This window comes from Hyphomonas sp. J20-32 (assembly GCF_055808555.1).
Window position 1 is genome coordinate 2970196 of sequence record NZ_CM147873.1, and the last position, 21987, is coordinate 2992182.

General features: G+C 62.6%; 26 protein-coding genes. 14 read left to right on the plus strand and 12 right to left on the minus strand.

The window, feature by feature from the left end:
* Nucleotides 1-32: 32 nt before the first annotated feature.
* The 4 genes from AC0L7I_RS14330 (at nucleotide 33) to rpmG (ending at nucleotide 3927) form a co-directional block, all read left to right on the plus strand.
* A complete protein-coding gene (locus AC0L7I_RS14330) occupies nucleotides 33-599 on the plus strand; it encodes a M23 family metallopeptidase (RefSeq protein ID WP_473397106.1) in 567 nt (188 codons plus the stop codon).
* A 60-nt stretch (nucleotides 600-659) separates the two neighbouring features.
* Nucleotides 660-2942 (plus strand): ribonuclease R, encoded by a 2283-nt coding sequence (gene rnr, locus AC0L7I_RS14335; protein ID WP_473397107.1) that lies wholly within the window; start codon nucleotides 660-662, stop codon nucleotides 2940-2942.
* Nucleotides 2939-3673, plus strand: a complete 735-nt coding sequence (locus AC0L7I_RS14340) for an NUDIX hydrolase (protein ID WP_473397109.1) — start codon at nucleotides 2939-2941, stop codon at nucleotides 3671-3673. Before rnr ends, AC0L7I_RS14340 begins: the two co-directional genes overlap by 4 nt.
* 86 nt (nucleotides 3674-3759) lie before the next feature.
* On the plus strand, nucleotides 3760-3927 hold the full coding sequence (gene rpmG, locus AC0L7I_RS14345; protein WP_473397110.1) for a 50S ribosomal protein L33: 168 nt from the start codon (nucleotides 3760-3762) through the stop codon (nucleotides 3925-3927).
* A 66-nt stretch (nucleotides 3928-3993) separates the two neighbouring features.
* Here the strand turns inward: rpmG and AC0L7I_RS14350 are convergent, their stop codons facing one another.
* The 3 genes from AC0L7I_RS14350 to AC0L7I_RS14360 all read right to left on the minus strand — a co-directional run bounded on the left by AC0L7I_RS14350 (nucleotide 3994) and on the right by AC0L7I_RS14360 (nucleotide 7036).
* Nucleotides 3994-5220: an MFS transporter gene (locus AC0L7I_RS14350; RefSeq protein WP_473397111.1), complete on the minus strand. Its 1227-nt coding sequence runs from the start codon at nucleotides 5218-5220 to the stop codon at nucleotides 3994-3996.
* A gap of 62 nt (nucleotides 5221-5282) precedes the next feature.
* On the minus strand, nucleotides 5283-6650 hold the full coding sequence (locus AC0L7I_RS14355; protein WP_473397112.1) for a PleD family two-component system response regulator: 1368 nt from the start codon (nucleotides 6648-6650) through the stop codon (nucleotides 5283-5285).
* Complete coding sequence (locus AC0L7I_RS14360) at nucleotides 6647-7036, minus strand: response regulator (protein WP_335594775.1); 390 nt, start codon at nucleotides 7034-7036, stop codon at nucleotides 6647-6649. Before AC0L7I_RS14360 ends, AC0L7I_RS14355 begins: the two co-directional genes overlap by 4 nt.
* 124 nt (nucleotides 7037-7160) lie before the next feature.
* On the opposite strand from AC0L7I_RS14360, the gene AC0L7I_RS14365 reads away from it, so the two are divergent.
* The 6 genes from AC0L7I_RS14365 to AC0L7I_RS14390 all read left to right on the plus strand — a co-directional run bounded on the left by AC0L7I_RS14365 (nucleotide 7161) and on the right by AC0L7I_RS14390 (nucleotide 11899).
* Nucleotides 7161-8456 carry a DNA polymerase IV gene (locus tag AC0L7I_RS14365; protein WP_473397113.1) on the plus strand — a complete coding sequence of 432 codons (1296 nt, stop codon included), beginning with the start codon at nucleotides 7161-7163 and terminating at the stop codon, nucleotides 8454-8456.
* Between the two features lie 69 nt (nucleotides 8457-8525).
* Entirely contained in the window at nucleotides 8526-8987 is a 462-nt protein-coding gene (locus AC0L7I_RS14370) for a RidA family protein (RefSeq protein ID WP_473397114.1), read from the plus strand.
* A 6-nt stretch (nucleotides 8988-8993) separates the two neighbouring features.
* The gene (locus AC0L7I_RS14375) at nucleotides 8994-9710 is read left to right on the plus strand and encodes a glycerophosphodiester phosphodiesterase family protein (protein ID WP_473397115.1); all 717 of its coding nucleotides are present in this window, start codon (nucleotides 8994-8996) and stop codon (nucleotides 9708-9710) included.
* Between the two features lie 25 nt (nucleotides 9711-9735).
* Complete coding sequence (locus AC0L7I_RS14380; RefSeq protein ID WP_473397116.1) at nucleotides 9736-10899, plus strand: GNAT family N-acetyltransferase; 1164 nt, start codon at nucleotides 9736-9738, stop codon at nucleotides 10897-10899.
* The gene (locus AC0L7I_RS14385; RefSeq protein ID WP_473397118.1) at nucleotides 10896-11468 is read left to right on the plus strand and encodes a hypothetical protein; all 573 of its coding nucleotides are present in this window, start codon (nucleotides 10896-10898) and stop codon (nucleotides 11466-11468) included. The genes AC0L7I_RS14380 and AC0L7I_RS14385 overlap by 4 nt, the downstream gene beginning before the upstream one ends.
* Nucleotides 11465-11899, plus strand: a complete 435-nt coding sequence (locus tag AC0L7I_RS14390) for an HIT family protein (RefSeq protein ID WP_473397119.1) — start codon at nucleotides 11465-11467, stop codon at nucleotides 11897-11899. Before AC0L7I_RS14385 ends, AC0L7I_RS14390 begins: the two co-directional genes overlap by 4 nt.
* Before the next feature lie 44 nt (nucleotides 11900-11943).
* Here AC0L7I_RS14390 and gatB read toward each other — a convergent pair whose 3' ends face one another.
* Nucleotides 11944-13455 carry an Asp-tRNA(Asn)/Glu-tRNA(Gln) amidotransferase subunit GatB gene (gatB, locus tag AC0L7I_RS14395; protein WP_473397120.1) on the minus strand — a complete coding sequence of 504 codons (1512 nt, stop codon included), beginning with the start codon at nucleotides 13453-13455 and terminating at the stop codon, nucleotides 11944-11946.
* Between the two features lie 158 nt (nucleotides 13456-13613).
* On the opposite strand from gatB, the gene AC0L7I_RS14400 reads away from it, so the two are divergent.
* Nucleotides 13614-13982 carry a hypothetical protein gene (locus tag AC0L7I_RS14400; RefSeq protein ID WP_473397121.1) on the plus strand — a complete coding sequence of 123 codons (369 nt, stop codon included), beginning with the start codon at nucleotides 13614-13616 and terminating at the stop codon, nucleotides 13980-13982.
* A gap of 107 nt (nucleotides 13983-14089) precedes the next feature.
* On the opposite strand, the gene AC0L7I_RS14405 is transcribed toward AC0L7I_RS14400, so the two are convergent.
* Complete coding sequence (locus AC0L7I_RS14405; RefSeq protein WP_473397122.1) at nucleotides 14090-14464, minus strand: hypothetical protein; 375 nt, start codon at nucleotides 14462-14464, stop codon at nucleotides 14090-14092.
* A 10-nt stretch (nucleotides 14465-14474) separates the two neighbouring features.
* Nucleotides 14475-15947 carry an Asp-tRNA(Asn)/Glu-tRNA(Gln) amidotransferase subunit GatA gene (gatA, locus tag AC0L7I_RS14410; protein WP_473397123.1) on the minus strand — a complete coding sequence of 491 codons (1473 nt, stop codon included), beginning with the start codon at nucleotides 15945-15947 and terminating at the stop codon, nucleotides 14475-14477.
* Between the two features lie 163 nt (nucleotides 15948-16110).
* Here gatA and AC0L7I_RS14415 point away from each other — a divergent pair, with 163 nt between their 5' ends.
* The 3 genes from AC0L7I_RS14415 (at nucleotide 16111) to AC0L7I_RS14425 (ending at nucleotide 17505) form a co-directional block, all read left to right on the plus strand.
* On the plus strand, nucleotides 16111-16560 hold the full coding sequence (locus AC0L7I_RS14415) for a DUF6491 family protein (protein WP_473397124.1): 450 nt from the start codon (nucleotides 16111-16113) through the stop codon (nucleotides 16558-16560).
* A 32-nt stretch (nucleotides 16561-16592) separates the two neighbouring features.
* The gene (locus tag AC0L7I_RS14420; RefSeq protein WP_473397125.1) at nucleotides 16593-16976 is read left to right on the plus strand and encodes an SET domain-containing protein; all 384 of its coding nucleotides are present in this window, start codon (nucleotides 16593-16595) and stop codon (nucleotides 16974-16976) included.
* 82 nt (nucleotides 16977-17058) lie between these two features.
* Nucleotides 17059-17505, plus strand: a complete 447-nt coding sequence (locus AC0L7I_RS14425; protein ID WP_473397126.1) for a pyridoxamine 5'-phosphate oxidase family protein — start codon at nucleotides 17059-17061, stop codon at nucleotides 17503-17505.
* Between the two features lie 67 nt (nucleotides 17506-17572).
* On the opposite strand, the gene AC0L7I_RS14430 is transcribed toward AC0L7I_RS14425, so the two are convergent.
* The 6 genes from AC0L7I_RS14430 to gatC all read right to left on the minus strand — a co-directional run bounded on the left by AC0L7I_RS14430 (nucleotide 17573) and on the right by gatC (nucleotide 21972).
* Nucleotides 17573-17752, minus strand: coding sequence for a hypothetical protein (locus tag AC0L7I_RS14430; protein WP_473397127.1), 180 nt, complete (start codon nucleotides 17750-17752; stop codon nucleotides 17573-17575).
* A 142-nt stretch (nucleotides 17753-17894) separates the two neighbouring features.
* Nucleotides 17895-19637 carry an AMP-binding protein gene (locus AC0L7I_RS14435; RefSeq protein WP_473397128.1) on the minus strand — a complete coding sequence of 581 codons (1743 nt, stop codon included), beginning with the start codon at nucleotides 19635-19637 and terminating at the stop codon, nucleotides 17895-17897.
* Between the two features lie 97 nt (nucleotides 19638-19734).
* Nucleotides 19735-20514, minus strand: a complete 780-nt coding sequence (locus AC0L7I_RS14440; RefSeq protein ID WP_473397129.1) for an enoyl-CoA hydratase/isomerase family protein — start codon at nucleotides 20512-20514, stop codon at nucleotides 19735-19737.
* A gap of 90 nt (nucleotides 20515-20604) precedes the next feature.
* Nucleotides 20605-20733: a hypothetical protein gene (locus tag AC0L7I_RS14445; RefSeq protein ID WP_473397130.1), complete on the minus strand. Its 129-nt coding sequence runs from the start codon at nucleotides 20731-20733 to the stop codon at nucleotides 20605-20607.
* A 77-nt stretch (nucleotides 20734-20810) separates the two neighbouring features.
* Nucleotides 20811-21587: a hydroxyethylthiazole kinase gene (locus tag AC0L7I_RS14450; RefSeq protein WP_473397131.1), complete on the minus strand. Its 777-nt coding sequence runs from the start codon at nucleotides 21585-21587 to the stop codon at nucleotides 20811-20813.
* A 97-nt stretch (nucleotides 21588-21684) separates the two neighbouring features.
* Nucleotides 21685-21972, minus strand: coding sequence for an Asp-tRNA(Asn)/Glu-tRNA(Gln) amidotransferase subunit GatC (gene gatC / locus AC0L7I_RS14455; protein ID WP_473397132.1), 288 nt, complete (start codon nucleotides 21970-21972; stop codon nucleotides 21685-21687).
* Nucleotides 21973-21987: the final 15 nt, after the last annotated feature.

Sequence of the window (21987 nt, forward strand, 5' to 3'; positions counted from 1 at the left end):
TCGCGCTGCAGCCAGTGCCCGTCACGGCGCCTATGCCTGACCCAACAACTCCACCGCCAACACCAACCTTCGCCTTTCCGGCCTCCCTGTCGCTTTGCCCGAAGCTCGGGGTCGCCAATGCGCCGCCCAGCGATGCCAGCCTGCACATTCTTGGCTATACCGCCCACGTTCAGGTGAACGACGCCATCAGCCTCGCCCGCGCGCCGGTCGAGCAGGCCTGCGTCTCCTCCGGATTCGGCACGCGAAACGGACAGACCCATACGGGCATCGACCTCTACAATCCCGATCCCGTCAGCATCTACGCTGCCGGTGACGGCATAGTGCGCGAAGCCGTCGCACGCGCCGATTTCGGCAACATGCTGGTCATCGACCATGGCCAGGGCGTCTTTACCCGCTATGCCCATCTCGACAATTTCGACGGCATGGAGGTCGGTTCGGTGGTCCTGTCCGGTCAGGTCATCGGCGTGATGGGCAACACGGCGAGCTACACCATCCCGCGCCACCTCCACTATGAAGTCCTGACTGGCGAATGGGGCGAGCAGGCAGGCTCATTTGCCCTGACGCCCGTGGATGTGATGAGATTGCCGGGAGTGGAGTGACCCCGACCCACCTGAACTATCCACAAGCATTTCGGCGAAGAATCCCTTATATGCCGGATTATGACATTTCCAGACAAGCAAACCGTCCTCGATTTCATCCGGGACAATCCTGACGCCACCACGAAACAAGCCATCGCCAAGGGCCTCCGGGTCAAGGGCGAGGAGCGCAACGTGCTGCGCGCCATCCTCAAGGACCTCGAAGCCGAGGGCACCCTCCAGCGCACTGGCAAGCGCGCCTGGGCCCAGGCCGACCGGCCGCCGCCCACCGGCGTCGTCGAATTCACCCGTATCGACAAGAATGGCGACCTGATCGGCAAGTCGGTCGGCGACAATGGCCCCTTCGGCCCCGACATCGTCTATGCGGGCCCGTCCGGCAAGCCCAAGGCCAAGGCCCCCGGCGTGGGCGATCGCGCGCTGTGCAAGATCAGCGAACGCGACGGCGAATGGCGCGCCCGGTCCATCACGATCTTTGAAAAGCGCCTGTCGGACCGCCTCGTCGGCCTCTATTCCACCGGCCCGCGCGGCGGCAAGGTCTCGCCCTCCAGCCGCAAGGACCGCCGCGAATTCATGATCCAGGAGGCCGACACGCACGGCGCCAAGGATGGCGACCTCGTGATCGCCGAACCCAAGCCGCAGGGCCGCCGCCACTATGGCCCCGAGCTTGGCGAGATAACCGAGATCATCGGCCACATCACTGACCCGCGCTCGGCCAGCCTGCTCGCGATCCACGCGCATGACATCCCGACCGAGTTCCCGCGGGCCGCACTCGACCAGGCTGGCGACGCCGTGCCGGCCCCGTCGACGCGCGAAGACCTGACCCAGATCCCGCTCATCACCATCGATCCGCATGACGCGCGCGACCATGACGATGCCGTCTATGCCGAAAAGCTCGACGATGGCTGGCGCGTGATCGTCGCCATTGCCGATGTCGCCGCCTATGTCACCGAGGGCTCGCCCCTCGACAAGGAAGCGCTCAAGCGCGGCAACTCGACCTATTTCCCCGACCGCGTCGTGCCCATGCTGCCATTCGAACTCTCGGCCGACGAATGCTCGTTGAGGGAAGGCGAACCGCGCTGCACGCTCGCTGTCGAGATGATCTTCGGCACGGACGGCCACAAGCGCTCGCACCGCTTCATTCGCGGGATGATGAAATCCGCTGCCAAGCTGTCCTATGAAGAGGCGCAGGCCGCCATTGACGGCAAGCCCGGCGGCAAGGCCGGCGAGTTGCTGGAACCCGTCCTGAAGCCGCTGTGGGGCGCCTATGGCGCGCTCTGCAAGGCCCGCGACAAGCGCGCCCCGCTCGATCTCGACCTGCCCGAGCGGCGCATCCAGTTCGACGACAAGGGAGAGATTGAAGGCATCTTCACGAAGGAGCGCCTTGAGGCGCACCGCCTGATCGAAGAGTTCATGATCCAGGCCAATGTCGCCGCGGCCGAAACTCTGGAGCGTCAGAAAAGCCCGCTCATCTACCGCGTGCACGACACGCCGACCGATGCCAAGATCGCGGCCTTTGCCGAGTTCCTGCAAACGATCGAGCTGAAATGGACGATCGGCGAACGGCCGCAGACGCACAAGTTCAACAAGCTGATCGGCGAACTGAAGGACGGCGAATACGACCAGATGGTCACCCAGATGATCCTGCGCACGCAGGCACAGGCCATCTATAGCGAGGAAAACCTCGGCCATTTCGGCCTCAATCTCGTGCGCTATGCCCACTTTACATCGCCCATCCGCCGCTATGCCGATCTCATCGTCCACCGCGCGCTGATCTCGTCGCTGAAGCTCGGCCCGGATGGCCTCAGCAAGGAAGCCGCTTCGCAGCTCGAGCAGACCGCCCAGCACATTTCCGATACCGAGCGCCGCTCCATGGCGGCCGAACGTGAGGCCACAGACCGCTACCTCGCGATCTTCCTGAAAGACCGCGTCGGCGTCGAATTCGAGGGCCGCATTACCGGCGTCACCGGATCCGGCCTGTTCGTCCAGCTGGCCGGTGTCGGGGCTGACGGCTTCATCCCGATCTCGTCAATCTCCAACGATTACTGGGTGCAGGACACGGCCGCGATGGCGCTCTATGCGCGCGGATCAGGCAAGACCTACAGCCTCGGCCAGATCGTGCGGGTGAAGCTGCGCGAGGTCACGCCCCTGCAAGGCGGGCTCCTGCTCGAAATGCTGTCCGAGCCGCTCCCCGCTCCCGAGGGTCGCGCCGAGCAGCGCCGCGCCATGGACATCGGCCACGTTCCCCGCCGTAAGGGTGGACCGCCGCGCTCCGGCAAGCCAAAGTTCAACAAGAAGACGCTCCCCAAGCATAAGAGAAAAAGCAAGGCGAAGGGTCCGAAGAGATGAGCAAGGGTCTGCCGGGATTCAAATCGGCCTATGACAAGGAGGACGACGGCGACGTCATCCTCACCAACCAGCGCAGCCCGCGCCCGAAGGATGCTGCCACGCTGATCCTCGTCCGGCAGGACGGCCCGGTGCCCCGCGTCCTGCTCGGCAAGCGCTCCGGCGGCCATAGTTTCATGCCTGAAAAGTATGTCTTTCCGGGCGGCAAGGTTGATCCACACGACGCCCGCGCGCCCACCCTCACCCGACTCTCCACTCCGGTTGCAAGCAAGCTCGCCATCGGCACCCGCCGGGCGCCGCATGCGTTCGCGCTAACCGCTATTCGCGAGACCTTCGAGGAGACCGGACTGATCGTCGGCCGTGCCGGAGAAGCCAAAGGCAAGCCGCCCCAGGGCTGGCACCGCTATTTTGGCGAAGGCGTCATGCCCTGCCTGGAATCCTTCCAGTTCATCGGCCGCGCCATCACGCCGCCCTACCGGCCCAAGCGCTTCGACGCCCGATTCTTCATGGCTGACGCCGAAGATGCCCTGATTGATGAACGCCCCCCGGTCGACGGCGCCGAGCTGTCAGACCTGCAATGGGTCACCATCAAGGACTCGATGGACCTCGACCTGCCCTCGGTCACGCGGTTCATGCTGGACGAAATCGACGAACGCCTGGCCCGGCCCAAGGCCCGCAAGGGCCCGCCTTTCCTGCGCTGGACCCGCAAGGGACATATCTCGGACAGGCTTTAGCGCAGGAACACAGCTTGACTTCGCCTCCGGGCCCCGCCATTAAGCCGCTTTCCAGTTTCAGACGCTAGCACAAGCGAGCCAATCCCATGGCCAAACCAGCCACCATCAAGATCCGCCTCAACTCGACGGCCGACACCGGATTCTTCTATGTCACCAAGAAGAACCCGCGCACGAAGACCGAAAAGCTCGTGCTGAAAAAGTACGACCCGATCGTCAAGAAGCACGTCGACTTCAAGGAAGGCAAGATCAAGTAAGATCCTGTTTTTCGGTAGTTTTTTGCAGAGCCCGTTCGCAAGAGCGGGCTTTTTGCTTTTTTGGACTCACCCGTCCGGATTGCCGTCGTGCAGGTTGCGCGCCTTGCGGATACCCGGGAACAGGACAGACCAGGCTGCGGCGATACCGACTGCGGCATAGCCCCCGGCCACGACAGTAAACACCGCACCCCACTTGGCCGCCATGAACCCGGCCCGCGCCTCGCCAAGCTCGTTCGACGCGCCGAGGAAGATGGAATTGACCGCATTCACCCGGCCGCGCACCTGGTCCGGGGTCCAGAGCTGCAACAGGATTTCGCGGATATAGACCGACACCATGTCGAACGCGCCGACACCGACCAGCGCCAGGATCGACAGCCAGGCCAGCGTCGAGTGTCCGAACACGACCGTCGAAATGCCGAACAGCGCCACGCAGGCAAACAGGATGATCCCGGCATGGTCACGGATCGGGAACGCCGTGATGACCCCGGTCACGATCAGCGCCCCGATCCCCGGCGCCGCGCGCATCAGGCCAAGCCCCGTTTCGCCGACTTCCAGGATATCGCGCGCATAGACCGGCATCAGCGCCACGGCGCCGCCCAGCAGCACGGCAAACAGGTCCAGCGAGATCGCCCCCAGGACGATCTTCTGCTTCCAGACATAGGTGAACCCGCCCAGCACCATGCTGAGCGTCTTGGGCTCGCTGCTGACATTCTGCGGCGGCTTCGGGATCGAGAAAATCAGCGTGCCGGCCACGGCAAACAGGACGACAGCTGTCGAATAGGCAATCTCGGGCGCCACACCGTACAGCAGGCTGCCCGCCACCGGCCCGATGATCGAGGCCATCTGCCAGGCAGACGCCGTCCAGCCGACGGCATTGGCAAAGTCTTCCCGGGGCACGACATTCACCGCAAGGCTCGCCGAGGCCGGTGACAGGAAGGCCCGGGCCACACCGAACACGGTGAGAATTCCCAGCACCCAGACCGGATGGAATTGCTGTGTTGCGGCCAGGACCAGGATGCCCGCCGCACACGCCATCTCCGTCAGGATCGCCAGACCCATGACCAGCCGTCGCCCGAACGTGTCGGCGGCCAGCCCCGTCACGAACACAAGCAGTAGCGCCGGCAGGAACTGCACCAGTCCGATCCAGCCGAGATAGATCGGGTTCTGGGTCTGGTCATAGATTTGCCAGGCCACAGACACCGATACGATCTGCGCGGCAAAGGCAGTAAAGAAACGTGACGTGAAATAACGGCTGTAGGACAGGTGCCGGAAAGCGGCAAAGCGGTCTGTCATGTCCTTGCCCCTGCATCAGCCAAACGAGACGTGCAGGTGGCCTGCGCCAGCGAACGAGTCAATCAGGCGGCGATGCTCTCGACGCGGTTCCGGCCCGCGGTCTTGGCCTGGTAGAGCGCCGTATCGGCCCGTTTGGTGAGGTCGGCCATCGTGTCCTGGTCACCTGTAATGGTCGACACGCCGGCACTCAGCGTGATCGATATGTCGCGCCGTCCGGAACTGACATGGAAGGGCGCGCTAGCCACCGCGCGGCGAATGCGTTCGGCGGCAGCGCAGGCAAGGTCGCCCGGCGTGTCCGGCATGATGACGAGGAATTCCTCGCCGCCCGGACGGCAGACGATATCCATCGGCCGCACGTTTTCCCGCAGGCGATTGGCCAATTCGACCAGCACCTCGTCGCCGACATCATGGCCATAGGTGTCGTTGACCGATTTGAAATGGTCAATATCGCACATCACAACCGACACCGGCTTGCCGCCAATGACGGAGCGATGCATCACCTGCTGCAGCTGGCTCACCATGTAGCGGCGATTGTAGAGCCCGGTCAGCTGGTCGATCACCGACAGTTCCAGGCCGCGGTCCACGCGTTTGCGCAGCACGTCGATATAGCGGGAACGCCGCGTTTGCGTACGCACCCGCGCCATCAGTTCCTGCCGGTCGACCGGCGAAATGATCACATCGCTCGCACCGATATCAAGGCCTTTGCCCGCCTTCAGCCGTTCCGACTGGTCGCAGACGAGGATGATCGAAATCGAGCGCGTCGATTCGGTCATCTTGAAATGCGCGCACAGCTTCAGGGCATCAAAGGATTGCGACGAGATCGACAGGATGAGGATATCGACGCCCATCTCGCCCAGGTTCGACATGTCGCCCGCTTCCAGCAGGGTCGTCGCGACATGACCGGCGTCCCGCAACATGTTGGCCATGCGCAGGGACGTGCGGGGATTGTCGTCGATTATGAAAACGCGCGACGGGCGGCTGAGTTCTTCGTCGCTGATTACTTCCACCGCGCCGGACCTCAGGCCGCTAGCCTGTCGCTGGCGCAATTCCGAGGCGACCGCATTGTACCGCAAAAGCGCACCCACGCGCGCCATCAGCGCAAAATCGTCCACCGGCTTGGTCAGGAAGTCTTCTGCGCCAACGTCCAGGCCCCTGACCCGGTCTTCAGAATCGCTAAGCGCCGTCACCATCACGACCGGAATGAAGGACGTGCGCGGATCCGCCTTCAGGCGCTTGCACGTCTCGTATCCGTCCATGCCCGGCATCATCACGTCGAGCAGGATGATCTCTGGCAGTTCCGCCCGCGCAATATCCAGTGCCTGCTGGCCGTTCTCGGCATGCATCACGGTAAAATACTGCGCCTCCAGCTTGGCCTGCAGCAGGCGGCGATTGGCTTCGATGTCATCAACAACCAGGATTCGAGCGCTCATGCCGGCTCCTTCGGCATCAGCGATTCCACCGCCTTGATAAAGGTCATGATCTGGATCGGTTTGGAGAGGTAGCCTTCGCAACCGGCTTCGCGCACGCGCTGTTCGTCGGCGCGCATGGCAAAGGCCGTCACGGCGAGCACCGGAATATGCGCCACCTTGTCGTCGTCCTTCAGCCAGCGGGTGATGTCGAGGCCCGACACTTCCGGCAGCTGGATATCCATGATGATGAGATCGGGAAGCTCGCGCCGCGCGATTTCAACCGCCTTGGCGCCATCGCGGCACTGGTAGGTTGCGAATCCATAGGCGTCCAGCAAGTCACAGAAGAGCCGCATGTTGAGTTCATTGTCCTCAACAACCAGTACTTTCCTGGTGCGCTTCTCAGCCATAATTCCCCGTAATTGCTAATGATTCGGACGGCAGGTAACCAATCCTTCCCAGCTATACCCCAAATGCTTAACACCGCTTTACGCAAGGTTGCACGCTTCATTGCCCCATGGCGCGGAACATGCCATGAACATCCCCGTCATGTATGCACTTTGCCGCGATTGCCTGCAGCTGCAGGCCGGTGCTGCCAAAGCCTGTTCCAGCTGCGGACGGGGCCGGGTCCTGTCGCATCCCGCTCTGACCCGGCTCAGCATTGCCCATATGGATTGCGACGCTTTCTTCGCGGCCGTCGAGAAACGCGACGATCCCAGCCTCAAGGACAAGCCGGTGATCGTTGGCGGCGGCCAGCGCGGCGTCGTCTCGACCTGCTGCTACATTGCCCGGCTCTATGGCGTACGCTCTGCCATGCCCATGTTCACAGCCCTGAAGCTCTGCCCAGATGCCGTGGTCATCGGATCGAATTTCGCCAAATACCGCGAAGCCGCTGCCCTGATCCGCGAAAAGATGGATGCCCTCACCCCGCTGGTCCAGCCGGTCTCGATCGACGAGGCCTATATGGACCTCTCCGGCACTGAAACCGTCCACCATGCGCCGCCAGCGGTCAGTCTCGCCCGGCTCGCCCGCGACATCGAGCGCGATGTCGGCATTACCGTCTCCATCGGCCTGTCCTCGAACAAGTTCCTCGCCAAGACCGCCAGCGAACTCGACAAGCCGCGCGGCTTTGCCGTGATTGCGCCCGAAGAAGCCGAGGCCCTGCTGGGCCCGAAACCCATCGACTTCCTGCATGGTGTCGGACCGAAATTCGCCGAGAAACTCGCCCGCGACGGCTTCGATACGGTCAAGGACATACAGAATGCCGAACTGAAAGCCCTGATCGGCCGCTACGGCGAGACGGGCATGTGGCTGAAACAGCGCGCCCACGGACAGGACACGCGCCCGGTACGCAATGACGAAGAGCGCAAGTCGGTTTCCAGCGAGACCACGTTCCGCACGGACATCAGCGACCCCGGCGCCCTCGAAGACCAGCTCTGGCAACTCTGCGTCAAGACGGCCGACCGTGCCAAGGCCGCGGGCGTGGTCGGCGTCGTCGTCACGCTGAAACTGAAGACCAGCAATTTCCGCGCGCTCACCCGGCGGGTCTCGCTGGGCGAACCGACCCAGCTCGCACAGGAAATCTTCCGCGCCGGCCGCCCTCTGCTCGCCCGCGAAGCCAATGGCCGCGAACGCTTCCGCCTCATCGGCATCGGCCTCACCGGGCTCGACGACCACCGCGCCGACACGGTCGACCTGCTCGACCCGAGCATCGCCAAGCGGGCCGCCGCCGAGCGGGCGTCCGATGCCGCTCGCGCCAAATTCGGCAAGGACGCTGTCGTCACGGGTCGCGCTGCGCGAATTGCGAAGGCCCGCGAAAATGAGAGCTGACTTGCCCCATGCCGCGACCTGCGGCATGCATCTCCTGCAAACCCCGTCGCAACCGGAGCTGATCCTTCAATGACTACGCCAGAAGACCGCCTTGACGCGCTGGGCATCGAACTGTCCGCGCCCATGAAGCCCGTCGCCACCTATGTGCCTTTCGTCATCACCGGGAACCTGCTCTTCGTGTCAGGTCAGGTCAGCGCGACTGCGACCGGCCGGATCAATGGCCGCGTCGGCGAAGACATGGAACTCTCCGCCGCCCAGCATGCTGCCCGCCAGTGCGGCATCAACCTGATCGCCCAGTGCAAGGCCGCCGTCGGCGACCTGTCCCGCATCAAGCGCGTCGTGAAACTCGGCGGCTTCGTCAACGCCGCGCCGCACTTCACCGACATCCCCCAGGTCATCAATGGCTGTTCGGACCTGATGGTCGAAGTCTTCGGCGATGCCGGGCGCCATGCGCGGTCCGCCGTCGCCTGCCCGGTCCTGCCCATGGGCGTCGCCGTTGAAGTTGATGGCATCTTCGAAATCACGGGATAATGCGCGATGGCCCGGCACTTTGACCTGAACGCCTACACCTATGCCCATCGCGGCCTCTGGTCGCCCGAAGGACCGCCCGAAAACTCCCTCGCTGCCTTCAAGGCCGCCGCCGAAGCCGGCCTAGGCATCGAATACGATGTGCGCCCGTCCAGGTCCGGCGAGGTCATGGTCTTCCACGATCCCAAGCTGTCCCGCATGACCAGCGCCCGGGGCACGTTCGAGGCCCTGGACATGCCGGCCCTATCCGAGCTGCGCCTGTCCGGCACAGACCAGCCCGTTCCCACACTGGCGGCCCTGCTCGACATCTGGCCCAATAACCTGCCGCTGCTGACGGAAATGAAGATTGACGGCAACACCGACCCAGCAGTTTTCGCCCGCACGGTCGGCGAACAGCTGGCTGGCCATATCGGACCGGCCGCCGCAATGAGCTTTGATGAGGCTGCCGTCGATGCCTTGCCGGAGGGCCTGATGCGCGGCCAGCTGATCGAGCCCATCCATCGTACCAGCGCGGCGGAATTCGACGCCAAGCTTGCCCGGGCGATCGACCGCAAGGTCGACTATCTCGCGATCAATGTTGCCGATGCTGAACGCGCCGCCGTATCCTTGGCCGGCAGCCTGCCCTTCGTCGTCTGGACGATACGTTCCATGGCAGACCTGCGCCGCATCCGCCTCCTCAACGGCGCGGCAATCTTCGAACACCTGCCCGTACCGCTGGCATCCTGATGCCACGCGCCCTAGATTGACGGGCATGGACGACAGCGCGCTCAAGATCACCATCGTCCCGGCGCTTGCCGACGTGTCTCCGCAAGAGTGGAACGCTGTCGCCAATCCGCCCGGTGAACGCTACGATCCGTTCCTGTCATGGGAATTCCTCGAAGCCATGGAAAGCTCCGGCGCGGCCACACCGAACACGGGCTGGGTCCCGCGCCACCTGCTCATCCGCGGCGACAATGGCAGGCTGCGTGCCGCCATGCCGCTCTATGCCAAGATGCACTCGCGCGGCGAGTTCGTGTTCGACCAGAGCTGGGCCGACGCCTATGAACGCGCGGGCGGCGCCTATTACCCCAAGCTGCTTGCCGCCGTGCCCTTCACTCCGGTCACCGGCCGCCGCCGCCTCGTGCCCAAGGGCCCCGACGAGGCCCAGCTCAAGGCGGCTCTCCTGACGGGCGCCATCCAGCTGGCCGAGGAAAACAACCTCTCCTCGCTGCACATCAATTTCCTCGTTCCCGAGGACGCAGAGATACTGGCCAATACCGGGCTCCTGTCGCGCACCGACCAGCAATTCCGCTGGGAGAATGACGGCTATGGCACGTTCGACGACTTCCTCGCTGCGCTCTCCTCGGCCAAGCGCAAGAACCTGCGCAAGGAGCGCGCGAAGGCGCAGGAAGGGCTCGCCTTCGTCCACCTCACCGGCGATGCGATCACCGAGGACCATCTCGACTATTTCTACCATTTCTACATGGACACCGGCAGCCGCAAATGGGGCTCGCCCTATCTCACCCGCAAGGCCTTCTCCCTGCTGCGCGAGCGCATGGCCGACGACCTGCTCTTCATCTTCGCCATGGAAGATGGCGAGCCCATCGCGGGCGCCATGAACCTGATCGGCTCCGACACGCTCTATGGCCGCTACTGGGGCTGCAGCGACCATCGCCCGATGCTGCATTTCGAGACCTGCTACTATCAGGCCATCGACTTCGCGATTGAACGCGGCCTGCAATATGTCGAGGCGGGCGCGCAGGGCGGCCACAAGCTCGCGCGCGGTTATGTCCCCGTCCTCACCCGCTCTGCCCACTGGATCGCCCATCCGGGCCTGCGCAATGCCGTCGCCGACTACCTCACCCGCGAACGCGACGTGGTTGAATCCGACATGGACTATCTCACAGATAGAACGCCGTTTAAGAAAGACGGATGAGTCCATCTGTCGTTTTGCTCAACTATAGCCGTGTCGAGGAAGCCTTTGTGGTCTGTTCGGCACTACAGGACGCCGGTTTCGATGCTGCCATCGACAACCTCAACCACGCAACGCTGGAATGGTATCTTGTCCCCGCTCTAGGAGGAATTCAGGTCCGCATCCCTGCGTCACAACTAGAGCCTGCCAAAGCACATCTCAACGAGATGTTCCAGACTGCCGAAGAGCGGCTGTTCGAAGCCACGGGTGAAACGGCAGACCCGGTCCATCGCCGCAGATATTGGCGCGTTTGGACAGGCTTAGCCATCTGGTTCGGGGTGGCTGATTTGCTTGGCATTGCCACCCTGTGGTTGGCTTTGAAGCTTGTGCCGCCGGACTGGTGGCCGAAACCAGACGAAATGGTTGTCCCGAAGTATGAGCTGGGGCCGACAATCGCAAAGCCGCCCGACCTGAGCAATATCCTGGCCGGTTTGCTTTTTCTTTTGATGCTGGTCCTGATAACCTGGAACGAAATGTTCGAAGTCCGACGCGCGGCTAGACTGCGTGAAACAGAAAGTAACGATCCTTCATGACCCTTCACGACACTTACGACCCGTCCAACATCTTCGCGAAAATCCTGCGCGGGGAAATGCCTGCCGTGAAAATCTACGAGGACGATGTCGCCCTCGCCTTCATGGATGTCTTCCCGCAGGCCGAAGGCCATACGCTGGTCGTCCCGAAAGGTGTCACGGCCCGCAACCTGCTCGACATGCCGCCGGAAAAACTCGGGCCCTACATGTTGGCCGTGCAGAAGGTCACTCAGGCCGTCGAAGCCGCCCTCACGCCGGATGGCCTCGTCGTCACCCAGTTCAACGGCGCCCCCGCCGGGCAGACCGTCTACCACCTGCACTTCCACATCATTCCCCGCAAGGAGGGCATCGCCCTCGGCCGCCACAGCAGCGGCGGCATGGCCGACATGGGCGAACTGGAGAAACTGGCGGCGCGGATTCGGGCGGCGCTATAGCTATCAAAGCCCCCTCGCCCTCTGGGAGAGGGCGGCGCGAAGCTCTAAAGCCCCAGCTTCGCCTTGAGTATCTCGTTCACCGCCTTCGGGTTGGCCTTGCCGCCCGAGGCTTTCATCACCTGACCAACGAACCAGCCGAGCGTCTGGGGCTTGTCTTTCACCTTCTCGACCTGTTCCGGGTTGGCCGCGATGATCTCGTCGACCACCTTCTCGATGGCGCCGGTATCGGTCACCTGTTTCAGGCCATGCTTCTCGACAATCGCCGCCGCTTCGCCCTCGCCCGCAATCATGCGCGCGAACACGTCCTTGGCGATCTTGCCGCTGATCGTCTCGTCGCTGATCAGCGCGATCAGCCCGCCCAGCGCCTCGGCCGAAACCGGGCTGTCAGCCAGCTCGAGGCCTTCCTTGTTCAGGTAGCCGAACAGTTCCTGCGTCACCCAGTTGGCGGCGAGTTTTGCGTCGCGGCCCTTGGCCACGGTCTCGAAATATTCGGCCTTGTCGGCATCCGCGATCAGCACGCCGGCATCATAGTGCGAAATGCCGTACTCGGAGACAAACCGCGCGCGCTTCTGGTCCGGCAGTTCCGGCAGGCTCGCCTTGATCTCGTCGATCCAGGCCTGCTCGATTTCCAGCGGCAGCAGGTCCGGGTCCGGGAAATAGCGGTAATCGTGCGCGTCTTCCTTCGACCGCATCGAGCGCGTCTCGACCTTCACCGGGTCGAACAGGCGCGTTTCCTGGTCGACTGTGCCGCCGCCCTCGATGATCTCGATCTGGCGGCGGGCCTCATACTCGATCGCCTGCTGGATGAAGCGGAACGAGTTCATGTTCTTCAGCTCGCAGCGCGTGCCGAGATGGCTGAAATCGCCCGTCTCGCGGAATTTCTCGTACTGGCCCGGCTTGCAGACCGACACGTTCACGTCGGCGCGCAGATTGCCCTTGTCCATGTCGCCGTCACAGGTGCCGAGCGCTATCACGATGGCGCGGATCTTCTTCACATAGGCGGCTGCCTCGGCGGGCGAGCGGACGTCCGGCTTCGACACGATTTCCATCAGCGCCACGCCGGACCGGTTGAGGTCCACATAGGTCGAGTTCGGGTCCATGTCGTGGATCGACTTGCCGGCATCCTGTTCCAGGTGCAGGCGCTCGATCCGGCAGGCAAAGCTGTAGGCCTCGCCGCCATGCGCGGGCTCGACGTCGACATCGATCTCGCCTTCGCCGACAATCGGATGGGCAAACTGGCTGATCTGGTAGCCCTGCGGCAGGTCCGGATAGAAATAATTCTTCCGGTCGAACCGGCTGTAATGATTGATCTCCGCCTTCAGGCCGAGGCCCGTGCGGATCGCCTGTTCGACGCATTTCCGGTTGATCACCGGCAGCATGCCCGGCATCGCGGCATCGACCAGCGAGACATTGCAGTTCGGGTCGGCGCCGAACGCCGTCGAGGCGCCCGAGAACAGCTTGGCGTTCGAGGCCACCTGCGCGTGGATCTCCAGCCCCATGACGACTTCCCAGTCGCCGGTATCGCCTTTGAGTACGTAAGGAGTGCGCGCTGACATGACCTGCCTTTATAACCGATTCAAACCAAGCGTCCTTCTAACGGCATGCGGCCCGGCCTGTCGAGCGGACATGACCGCGCGTCGGCCTGTCGCCTTTCCTTTTTCGCGCCTTTGACTGAAAATGCGGCAAGCGCAGCGGCCTGCGCGGAGAAAAAGCGATGTTGTTCAAGATGATCCTGGACGGCTCAGGCGACACAGAGCGCCCGATTGTCCGTGGTTTCCTGAAGCACTTGATTGCCGGTTTCGCCGGCGGGCTCCTGCTTGGCGCGGTGGGCCTGTTTCTCGTGCTTGTGGCACTCGGCAACCTGAAACTCGACATTCCGGTCGTCTTCATTGCGGCCATGATGCTGCAATTCGGCCCGATTGGCGGCCTTGTCGGCGTCGGCATCTATCTCTCGCGCATCACCGAACGGTCGCAGGACGATGATGACGAGGATGAGGGGTCCGGCGGCGGCACGAAAATCGGCGCCGGAATTCAGGCCAGCCCCCGCGCTGTGCCGGTCCGGCTGAAGCCCGCGACAGCCTGACGCCTCAGATCTTGCCGTCTTCCTTGGCGCGCCGATAGCGCTCGCGCCGCGCCGCCATGCGATCTGCCACAGAGGCCGACTGCGGCACGCGGGTTGGCACTTCGCCTTCAGGAGTTCGGCGCAATTTCCGGCTCAGGTCGCGGTGCCTCGTCTTCCAGCTTGCCCTCGGCCACCAGCTTCTTGCGCCGCGCGGCCACCCGCGCCTCGCGCGCCTGCTGCGCCTCGCTCTTGCCGCCGAACAGGCCAAGCAGTTTGGATTTTTGAGCGCCTTTCAGGGGCGAGCCGTCCTGCTCGCGCTCGGCACGCCGCTGCAGGATGCGCGAAATCCGGAACGCGACATAGGCGGCAACCAGAAACACCACCACCAGCATCATGCGCATTTCGGCCGCGAACAGGTCATACCCGTTCTGCTCCAGCATCCCCCACATCAGGGCGAGACAGATGATGAGCATGATACCGAAGAGAGCAAAGAAGCGTGTCATGCGCGCGAGCCTACCACCAGCGGCCCGGCTTCGTCACGAACCCGGCTGCACGTTCCAGTTCGCCGCCGACGCGGAAACAGGCCGCCTCGTCCAGCGCTTTGCCGATCACCTGCAGGCCCAGTGGCAGGCCGTTCTTCGACAGTCCCGCTGGCACGGAAATGCCCGGCAGGCCGGCAAGGTTCGCCGTCACCGTGAACACGTCGTTGAGATACATTTCCACCGGGTCGCCGCTCTTTTCGCCAAAGGCAAAAGCGGGCGAAGGACAGGTCGGCGTCAGCACCGCGTCACAGCTTTCAAAGGCCTCGACAAAATCGTTGAGGATCTTGGTCCGCACCTTCTGCGCGCGCAGGTAATAGGCGTCGTAATAGCCGCTGGAGAGCACATAGGTGCCGATCAGCAGGCGCCGCTGCACTTCCTTGCCGAAGCCGCCAGCCCGCGTGCCCTCATAGGTCTGCGTCAGGTTGTTGCCCTCGACGCGCGCGCCATAGCGCATGCCGTCATAGCGCGCGAGGTTGGACGAGGCCTCGGCCGGTGCAACGATGTAGTAGGCTGGCAGCGCGTATTTCGTGTGCGGCAGGCTGATATCGACAATCTCCGCCCCGGCCGCCTTCAGCCAGGCAATGCCCTGCTCCCACAGCGCGTCGATCTCTTCCGACATACCGTCCATCCGGTATTCCTTGGGAATGCCGATGCGCATGCCTTTGACGCCCTTGGTCACGTCGCTGCGCCAGTCCGGCGTTTCCACGTCCAGCGAGGTCGAATCCTTGTCGTCGTGGCTGCACATCACTTCCAGCAGGATGGCGCTGTCTTCCACGGTCTTGGCAATTGGTCCGGCCTGGTCGAGCGAGGAGGCAAACGCCACCATGCCGTAGCGGCTGGCACGGCCATAGGTCGGCTTGATGCCCACAGTGCCCGTGAATGCAGCAGGCTGGCGGATCGATCCGCCGGTGTCGGACGCTGTCGCCGCGAGGCAAAGATCAGCAGCCACGGAAGCTGCCGACCCGCCCGACGAGCCGCCCGGTGTCAGGCCCTGATTGTCGCCATCCCGGCGCCACGGGTTGATAACGTTGCCGAATTTGGACGTCTCGTTCGACGAGCCCATGGCGAATTCGTCCATGTTGAGCTTGCCCAGCATGACCGCGCCTTCGTCCCACAGGTTCTGCGTGACGGTGGATTCATAGGTCGGGGTGAATTCGCCGAGGATGCCGCTGCACGCCGTCGTGCGCACGCCCTTGGTGCAATACAGGTCCTTGATCCCCAGCGGCGCGCCTTCCAGCCTGCCGCCCGTGCCCTTGGCCAGTTTGGCATCCGACGCGTCGGCCATGGCCAGCGCCTTTTCCGGCGTCTCCACGACAAAAGCGTTCAGGACCCGGGCGCCCTCAATGGCGTTCACGAAGTCCTGGGTGATCTCGCGCGACGAAAACTGTTTGGCTTTCAGGCCATCAAGCGCTGCAGCGAGGGTGAGTTTGGTCAAGTCGGTCATAGGAAATCCCGTGAAGAAATCTGCCCGCCTGCTATGACGGCTTGAGGGGAAAGTTCAAGTCTCCGTGACCGCGCTTGTCAGTTTCCGGCTTGAGGCGCATCAATTCACGATGGAGCAAAAGCCCTTATGGCTACGGTTTCCATCGCCTCCCAAAGGATATGACATGCGCCTGATTCCCCTCCTGCTCGCCTCAGCCGTCCTCGCCGCCTGCACCAGCCATCCGGCAGGCGATCCCAAGCCGAAAGGTGTCGCCCAGTTCGCCGGCGACCCCCGCCTAGGTGAGGAGGTCAAGAAGGTGTGCTTCGCCTCGACCATTTCCGGTTTCCACGATGCCACGGACGATACGGTGGTGATCTCGAAAGGCCGGGACGACTATCTCATCGAAGTCTATGGCAACTGCTTCAATCTCGACCAGGCCCAGCAGCTCGCCGTCGACTCCACAACTGGCTGCCTCAGCAAGGGCGATCACATCATTACGTCCGATTCCATTGCAGGATTCCACGACGATACCGGATTCGGCGTGCAGCGCTGCATGATCAAGTCTATCCACAAGTGGGATTCCAAGGCCAAGGCGCCAGAACCGGAAACGACAGACGACGCAGAATCCGAATAGCGCCCGCGAACAGCTGTGCTAGATAGCCGCGCATGCCCCATCCTGCTCAGGCCTCGTGCGTCGAGGTAAAAGATTCTCCCTTTCACGGTCGCGGCCTGTTCGCAGCGGCCGCTATCGGTGCCGGAGACGTCATCGCCGTCTACCCGCTTCTGATCCTTTCGCAGGAGGATACCGCCACAGTGCGCTCCACCTTGCTCCATCATTACGTATTTTACGTCGATGAGAACGAATCCGGCGAGATGCGCGCAGCGGTCGCCTTCGGAGAAATCTCCATGTGCAATCACAGCCCGAAGGCCAATGCCGATTTCGCGGTCGACGCTGCCGCACAGACCGTCACCCTCTCGGCCAACCGTGCAATTGCGCCGGGCGCCGAGATTCTCATCGACTACGAGGAATTTGCCACCGAGATCATCTAGCTTGACCCCGATCAAGGCGGCTCCGGGTTGAGGCAGGCTATGAATGCCACATCCTCAACACTGGAAGCATCGGGCCGGAATCATGGATCAGGCAAAACGCGCGCAGATTGTGTCGATCATCGACGACGTCAATGACCTGACCATCGCGACCCTGCGCCCCGACTTGTATCCGCAGGCGACAACCGTCAGCTATGTCAACGATGGCCTGACCATCTATTTCGGCACCTCGCCCAACTCCCAAAAAGCCAGGAACCTCGCCTGGAGCAACAAGGTGTCCCTGACGATCGACCGCCCCTACGAAACGTGGAACGAGATCGAGGGCCTCTCCATGGGCGCCGAGGTTTCACCCGTCACGGATGGCGACGAGTTGCAGAAGGTCGGTCAACTCATGCTGGAAAAATTCCCGCAACTCTCGGCTTTCGTGCCTGAAGATGCGTCCGGAATCGCGATCTATCGAGTGGAACCGAGATTCATCTCCCTGCTCGATTACAGTCAGGGCTTCGGGCACACGGAGCATTTCACGCTCTAGCGCCCGCATGCGCGTCAAGGCCACCCGCAACAGTCTGCGCGTGGCTTCTGGCCAGCGCCTCACCTGATCAGGTGATCATATGGACGGTATAGCCCGCTGGCGATGCGATCAGGGCAAAGAACGCGATGAAAAAAGCCGCTGAATATGTCCAGGATTTTATCCGGCTTGTCAGGGTGCCAAGTTCCCGGCCCGCACCCTTCCAGGGTTCGGGTGTCTTCGAATAGGTTGTCTCGATTGTCGGTATCATGGCCTGTCTCCTTGTGTCTGGCTGATGGAGAGAGGATAGGGTCGCCGCCTGTGCGCCGATACTTCAGGGCACAAAGCAATCTGCTTCAGAACATGAAGCGTCGCACTTTCGTTTGCGAAGTCCGGTTTCCGGGTTGGCTGGCCTACTGGGCCAATCCGGCATTGACCATCGCCCGCAATTCCCGCCGCACGACCTTGCCGATCGGTGATTTTGGCAGTTCGTCGACGAAGTGCACCGCGCGGGGCCGCTTGTAGCCCGTCAGGCATTCGGCACAATGCGCCTGCACCTCTGCCGCCGTCAGGTTGGGGTCACGGCGCACGACAAACGCATGCATCGTGTCACCGGTTTTGCCGTCGGAGACGCCCGCAACGGCTGCTTCCGCAATGCCGGGATGTTCTGCCAGTACAGCGTCCACTTCGTTCGGGAAAACGTTGAACCCGCCCACCAGCAACATGTCCTTCATGCGATCGACGAGAAAAAGATAGCCGTCATCGCCGAGATAGCCGACATCGCCGGTCCTCATCCAACCGGCATGAAAGGCGGCCGACGTCGTTTCCGGGCGGCCCAAATAGCCTGCCATTACCTGCGGCCCGGCGACGACGATCTCGCCGGTTTCCCCCGGCGCGGCAAAGCTGCCATCGTCGCGCAGGATCGACACGCCTGTACCCGGCAGCGGAAGGCCAACCGAACCTGCCCGCGCGCGGGCATCCGGCGGGTTCATGCTGATCAGCGTCGTTGTCTCGGTCATGCCATAGCCTTCGATCACGCTCGAACCGGTCAGGCCGGTCCATTCAGTCCGCACGGTCGGGCTCAGCGCCATGGCGCCGGAAATCGTCAGGGTCAGTTGTGGCGGGTTCTCGTAAAACCACTTCTCGTCCATCAGCTTGGCGAACAGCGTACTGACGCCGGGAAACGCGTTGGGACGGAATTTCCGGAAAGCTGCCTTCAGGTTCGACAGTGGCTTGGGGCTTGGCACCAGGACAAGGTGCGCGGCATTGCGCAGCGCGATAACCGACGAGAACAACCCGAACACATGATAGACAGGCAGGACCAGCAACATGGTCTGGCCCGGCTGGTCGATCATGTGCGGCGACAGGCTGGCAAACTGTTCGACATTGGTCACAATGCCCGCCTCGGTCAGGCGTACGCCTTTCGACACGCCGGTCGTTCCACCGGAATACTGGAAGATCGCATCGTCGGTCGCATCCCTGTCTGCGGCATAGGCCGACATGGGAGTCGCATAGGCCGCGCCCCGCTTCAACGCTGCGGTCATAGACACATTCCTGATCGACAGCGGGCGCCCCATTTTCTTCACGTGCCGCAGAACGAAATCCATTGCCGCCTTCTTCACAGGCGAGAAAAAGTCCGTCAGGGACAGGACAATAACCGATTCAATATCGGTGCCCTTGAGCGCGTCTTCGGTCATCTCGGGAAACAGGCTGGACGTGATCAGGACCTTGGCCTGCGCGTCGCGCAGCTGCCGGCGCGTCTCGTGGGCTGTGTAGAGCGGGTTGATATTGGTCAGAACGAGACCGGCGCGCAGGACACCCAGCATCGCCAGCACGTTCGAAATGCAATTGGGCGATTGCAATGCGACGACGTCGCCCTTCTCCAGCTTCAGCTCTTCGCGCAGGTAGCGCGCGAGGTTCGCGGAGTGTTTCTCGACCTCGGCAAAATTGAGCGTCGCGCTGGCGCCATTCGGCAGCGCCGTGGTGAGGAAAGGTTCCTTCCCGAAACCTTCCGCAGCCTCTTCCACCAGCTTTTCGATACGCCGCGGCACATATTTCCCAAGGCCGGAATGAAATGCGGCCGCCTCCGGATTGTAGAATTCCGGAACCGGATGGTCCTCGAACGGAGTGGGTGAAAACGACGATACGACAGACATGACTTCTCCGGCCCCCGACGGCTTGGCTAAGTTCCAATCTGACACAAGGGCTTTGAATTATGCTGAATTCGGTCGGTGAAATTTCACCGATCCGGATTTATCGTCCAGTAAACACGGGTTTTCGTTTCTCCAGGAACGCCGCAGCGCTCTCGGCGGCATCCTCTGTTTCCATCAGGCTCCGGATTTCCTTGATCGCCCAGCTGCCGACATCGCGCCAGTCCGGGTCCAGCGTGCGGCGCAGGCCGGCCTTGATCGATTGCACCGCGCGCGGCGGATTGGCGGCGATCTTGCCCGCAATTTCCAGTGCTGTCGGCAACAGGTCGTCCGGCGCGACAACGCGGGACACCAGGCCGATCTCCTTCGCCGCTTGCGCATCAATGATCTCGCCCGTGAACAACAGTTCCGCCGCCCGCTCCCGGCCCACGACCTGCGCCAGCCGGCCCAGCCCCGGCGCGTCACAACACAGACCGCGCTGCACGAACAGTTCGCCGAACTTCGCCGTCTCGGACGCCACGCGGATGTCCGCCATCAGGGCCAGTTCCATGCCCCAACCAAGCGCGAAGCCGTTGACCGCCGCAATCACCGGAATGTTCGTGTAGAGCAGCGCGTCGGCCGCTGGAGTCAGGCCGCCCGTCCGGCGCCCGCGGGCCGCCATCTCGGCCGGGCCCTTCGCCTTCTGGCTCAGGATTTCCTTCACATCGTCGCCGGTGCAGAAACCGCGCCCTTCGCCGGTGATCACGATCACCCGCGCCTCGCTGTCGCGCACGGCGTCTTCGAGCGCCATGTAGAGTTCGTAATTCAGGGCATTCATCACCTGCGGCCGCCGCAGCGTCATCAGGGTAACATGGTCCTTTGTCTCGATTGTCAGCACGGACATCACAGCCTCCCGGTTATGTTCCGGGAGACTATGCTGCCGGTCGGGCGCCGCAGGCAATCATGGACGCCGCGTCAGGCGGCGCCGGGATGTTCAGCGCTTGAGGTGCTCGAGACCCTTGATCGCGCCCGTCTTCAACGACGGATTGGACGCGTTCGTCTTCACTTTTTCCGCCTTCGGCTTGCGGACTTCCTTGTTCGATTTCTTCTGACCTTTGGCCATGATCGTATTCCTGTGCAGGGACCAGAAACTGGTCCTCAGGAACATGTGGGGAGCGCGTTAGGTTTAAATAAGGCCGGTCAGATATTTGGGTTGGTTCGGGTGTCGATATTCGCACTCGCCGCAATATCCTCAGGTGTCAGCGTCCACAGCTCATCCAGGAATGCAGCCGGAAACGAGCCGGTCCCACGCGCAGTCCGGCCTGCACGTTCGCCGGCAATTCTCGCAACGAGCAAGGCGCCGCACGCGGCTTTGAAACCGTCCAGTTCGACAGCGCAAAATGCAGCGCACAGCGCAGACACCGCGCAATCGACAGCGACGATATTGTCCATCAAGTTTGAATGATTGTGGACCGTTGCCGATCTCAGGGGGCCGACAATCTCGTCTTCGGGGCCAATGCTCACGAGCGTCGTCTTCATCGCCGTGGCAAAGTCCTGCAATCCGGTGTTGCGCACCGAGCGACGGACACTGACGAGGTCGCGAGGCTTGCCGCAGATCACCTTGGGCCGGTTGTCCGCCAGCCGCCTCGCCAGCTCGGCCCGGAAAATGGAGCGATGCGCGAGCCGGGGATCAAGCACCCATGGCTTGCCGCCGCGCCGTACCGTGTCGATGGCCGTCATCATACCCGTTTCCTTGAGTTCGGTCAGCGAGCCGAGCTGCAACAGCAAGGACTGTGAACTCTCAAGGAAATCGTCGACTTCCCGTGCATCGTGCGTCAATGAAACGGAGACGCCGACTGACTGGAGCGTCTCAGCCACGAATGACAGCGAAATGTCGCTGACAATGCAGTGAACCGAATACTTTCGTTCGGCCCGCAACATTTGCAGCATTTGGCCGGCTTCTTCTGGCAAACTCATCGGAGGCCTCCTGTATCTTTACAGAAGGGCTATCCTTCGGACCTCAACAAAAGGTCAATCCATGTGTTGCTGGCCGGGGACGGTGTTGAGGGGCAGCCTACTCGACTGCCTTCGGCACCACGAAAAACCCGTCTTCGCTGCGCGGGGCGTTGGCCAGCACCTGGTCCTGGATATTGCCGTCCGTCACCACATCGTCGCGCATCGGCAGGCTTGTTTCCACGACCGAGGTCATCGGCTCGACACCGTCGATATCCACTTCGTTCAGCTGGTCGATCCAGCCGAGGATGCCATTGAGTTCGCCGGCCATCTCTTCGAGGCGCTCTTCCGGCACGGCAATGCGCGACAGGCGGGCAACCTTGCGGACATCATCCTTGGTAACACTCATGGCACGGGCTCCGGT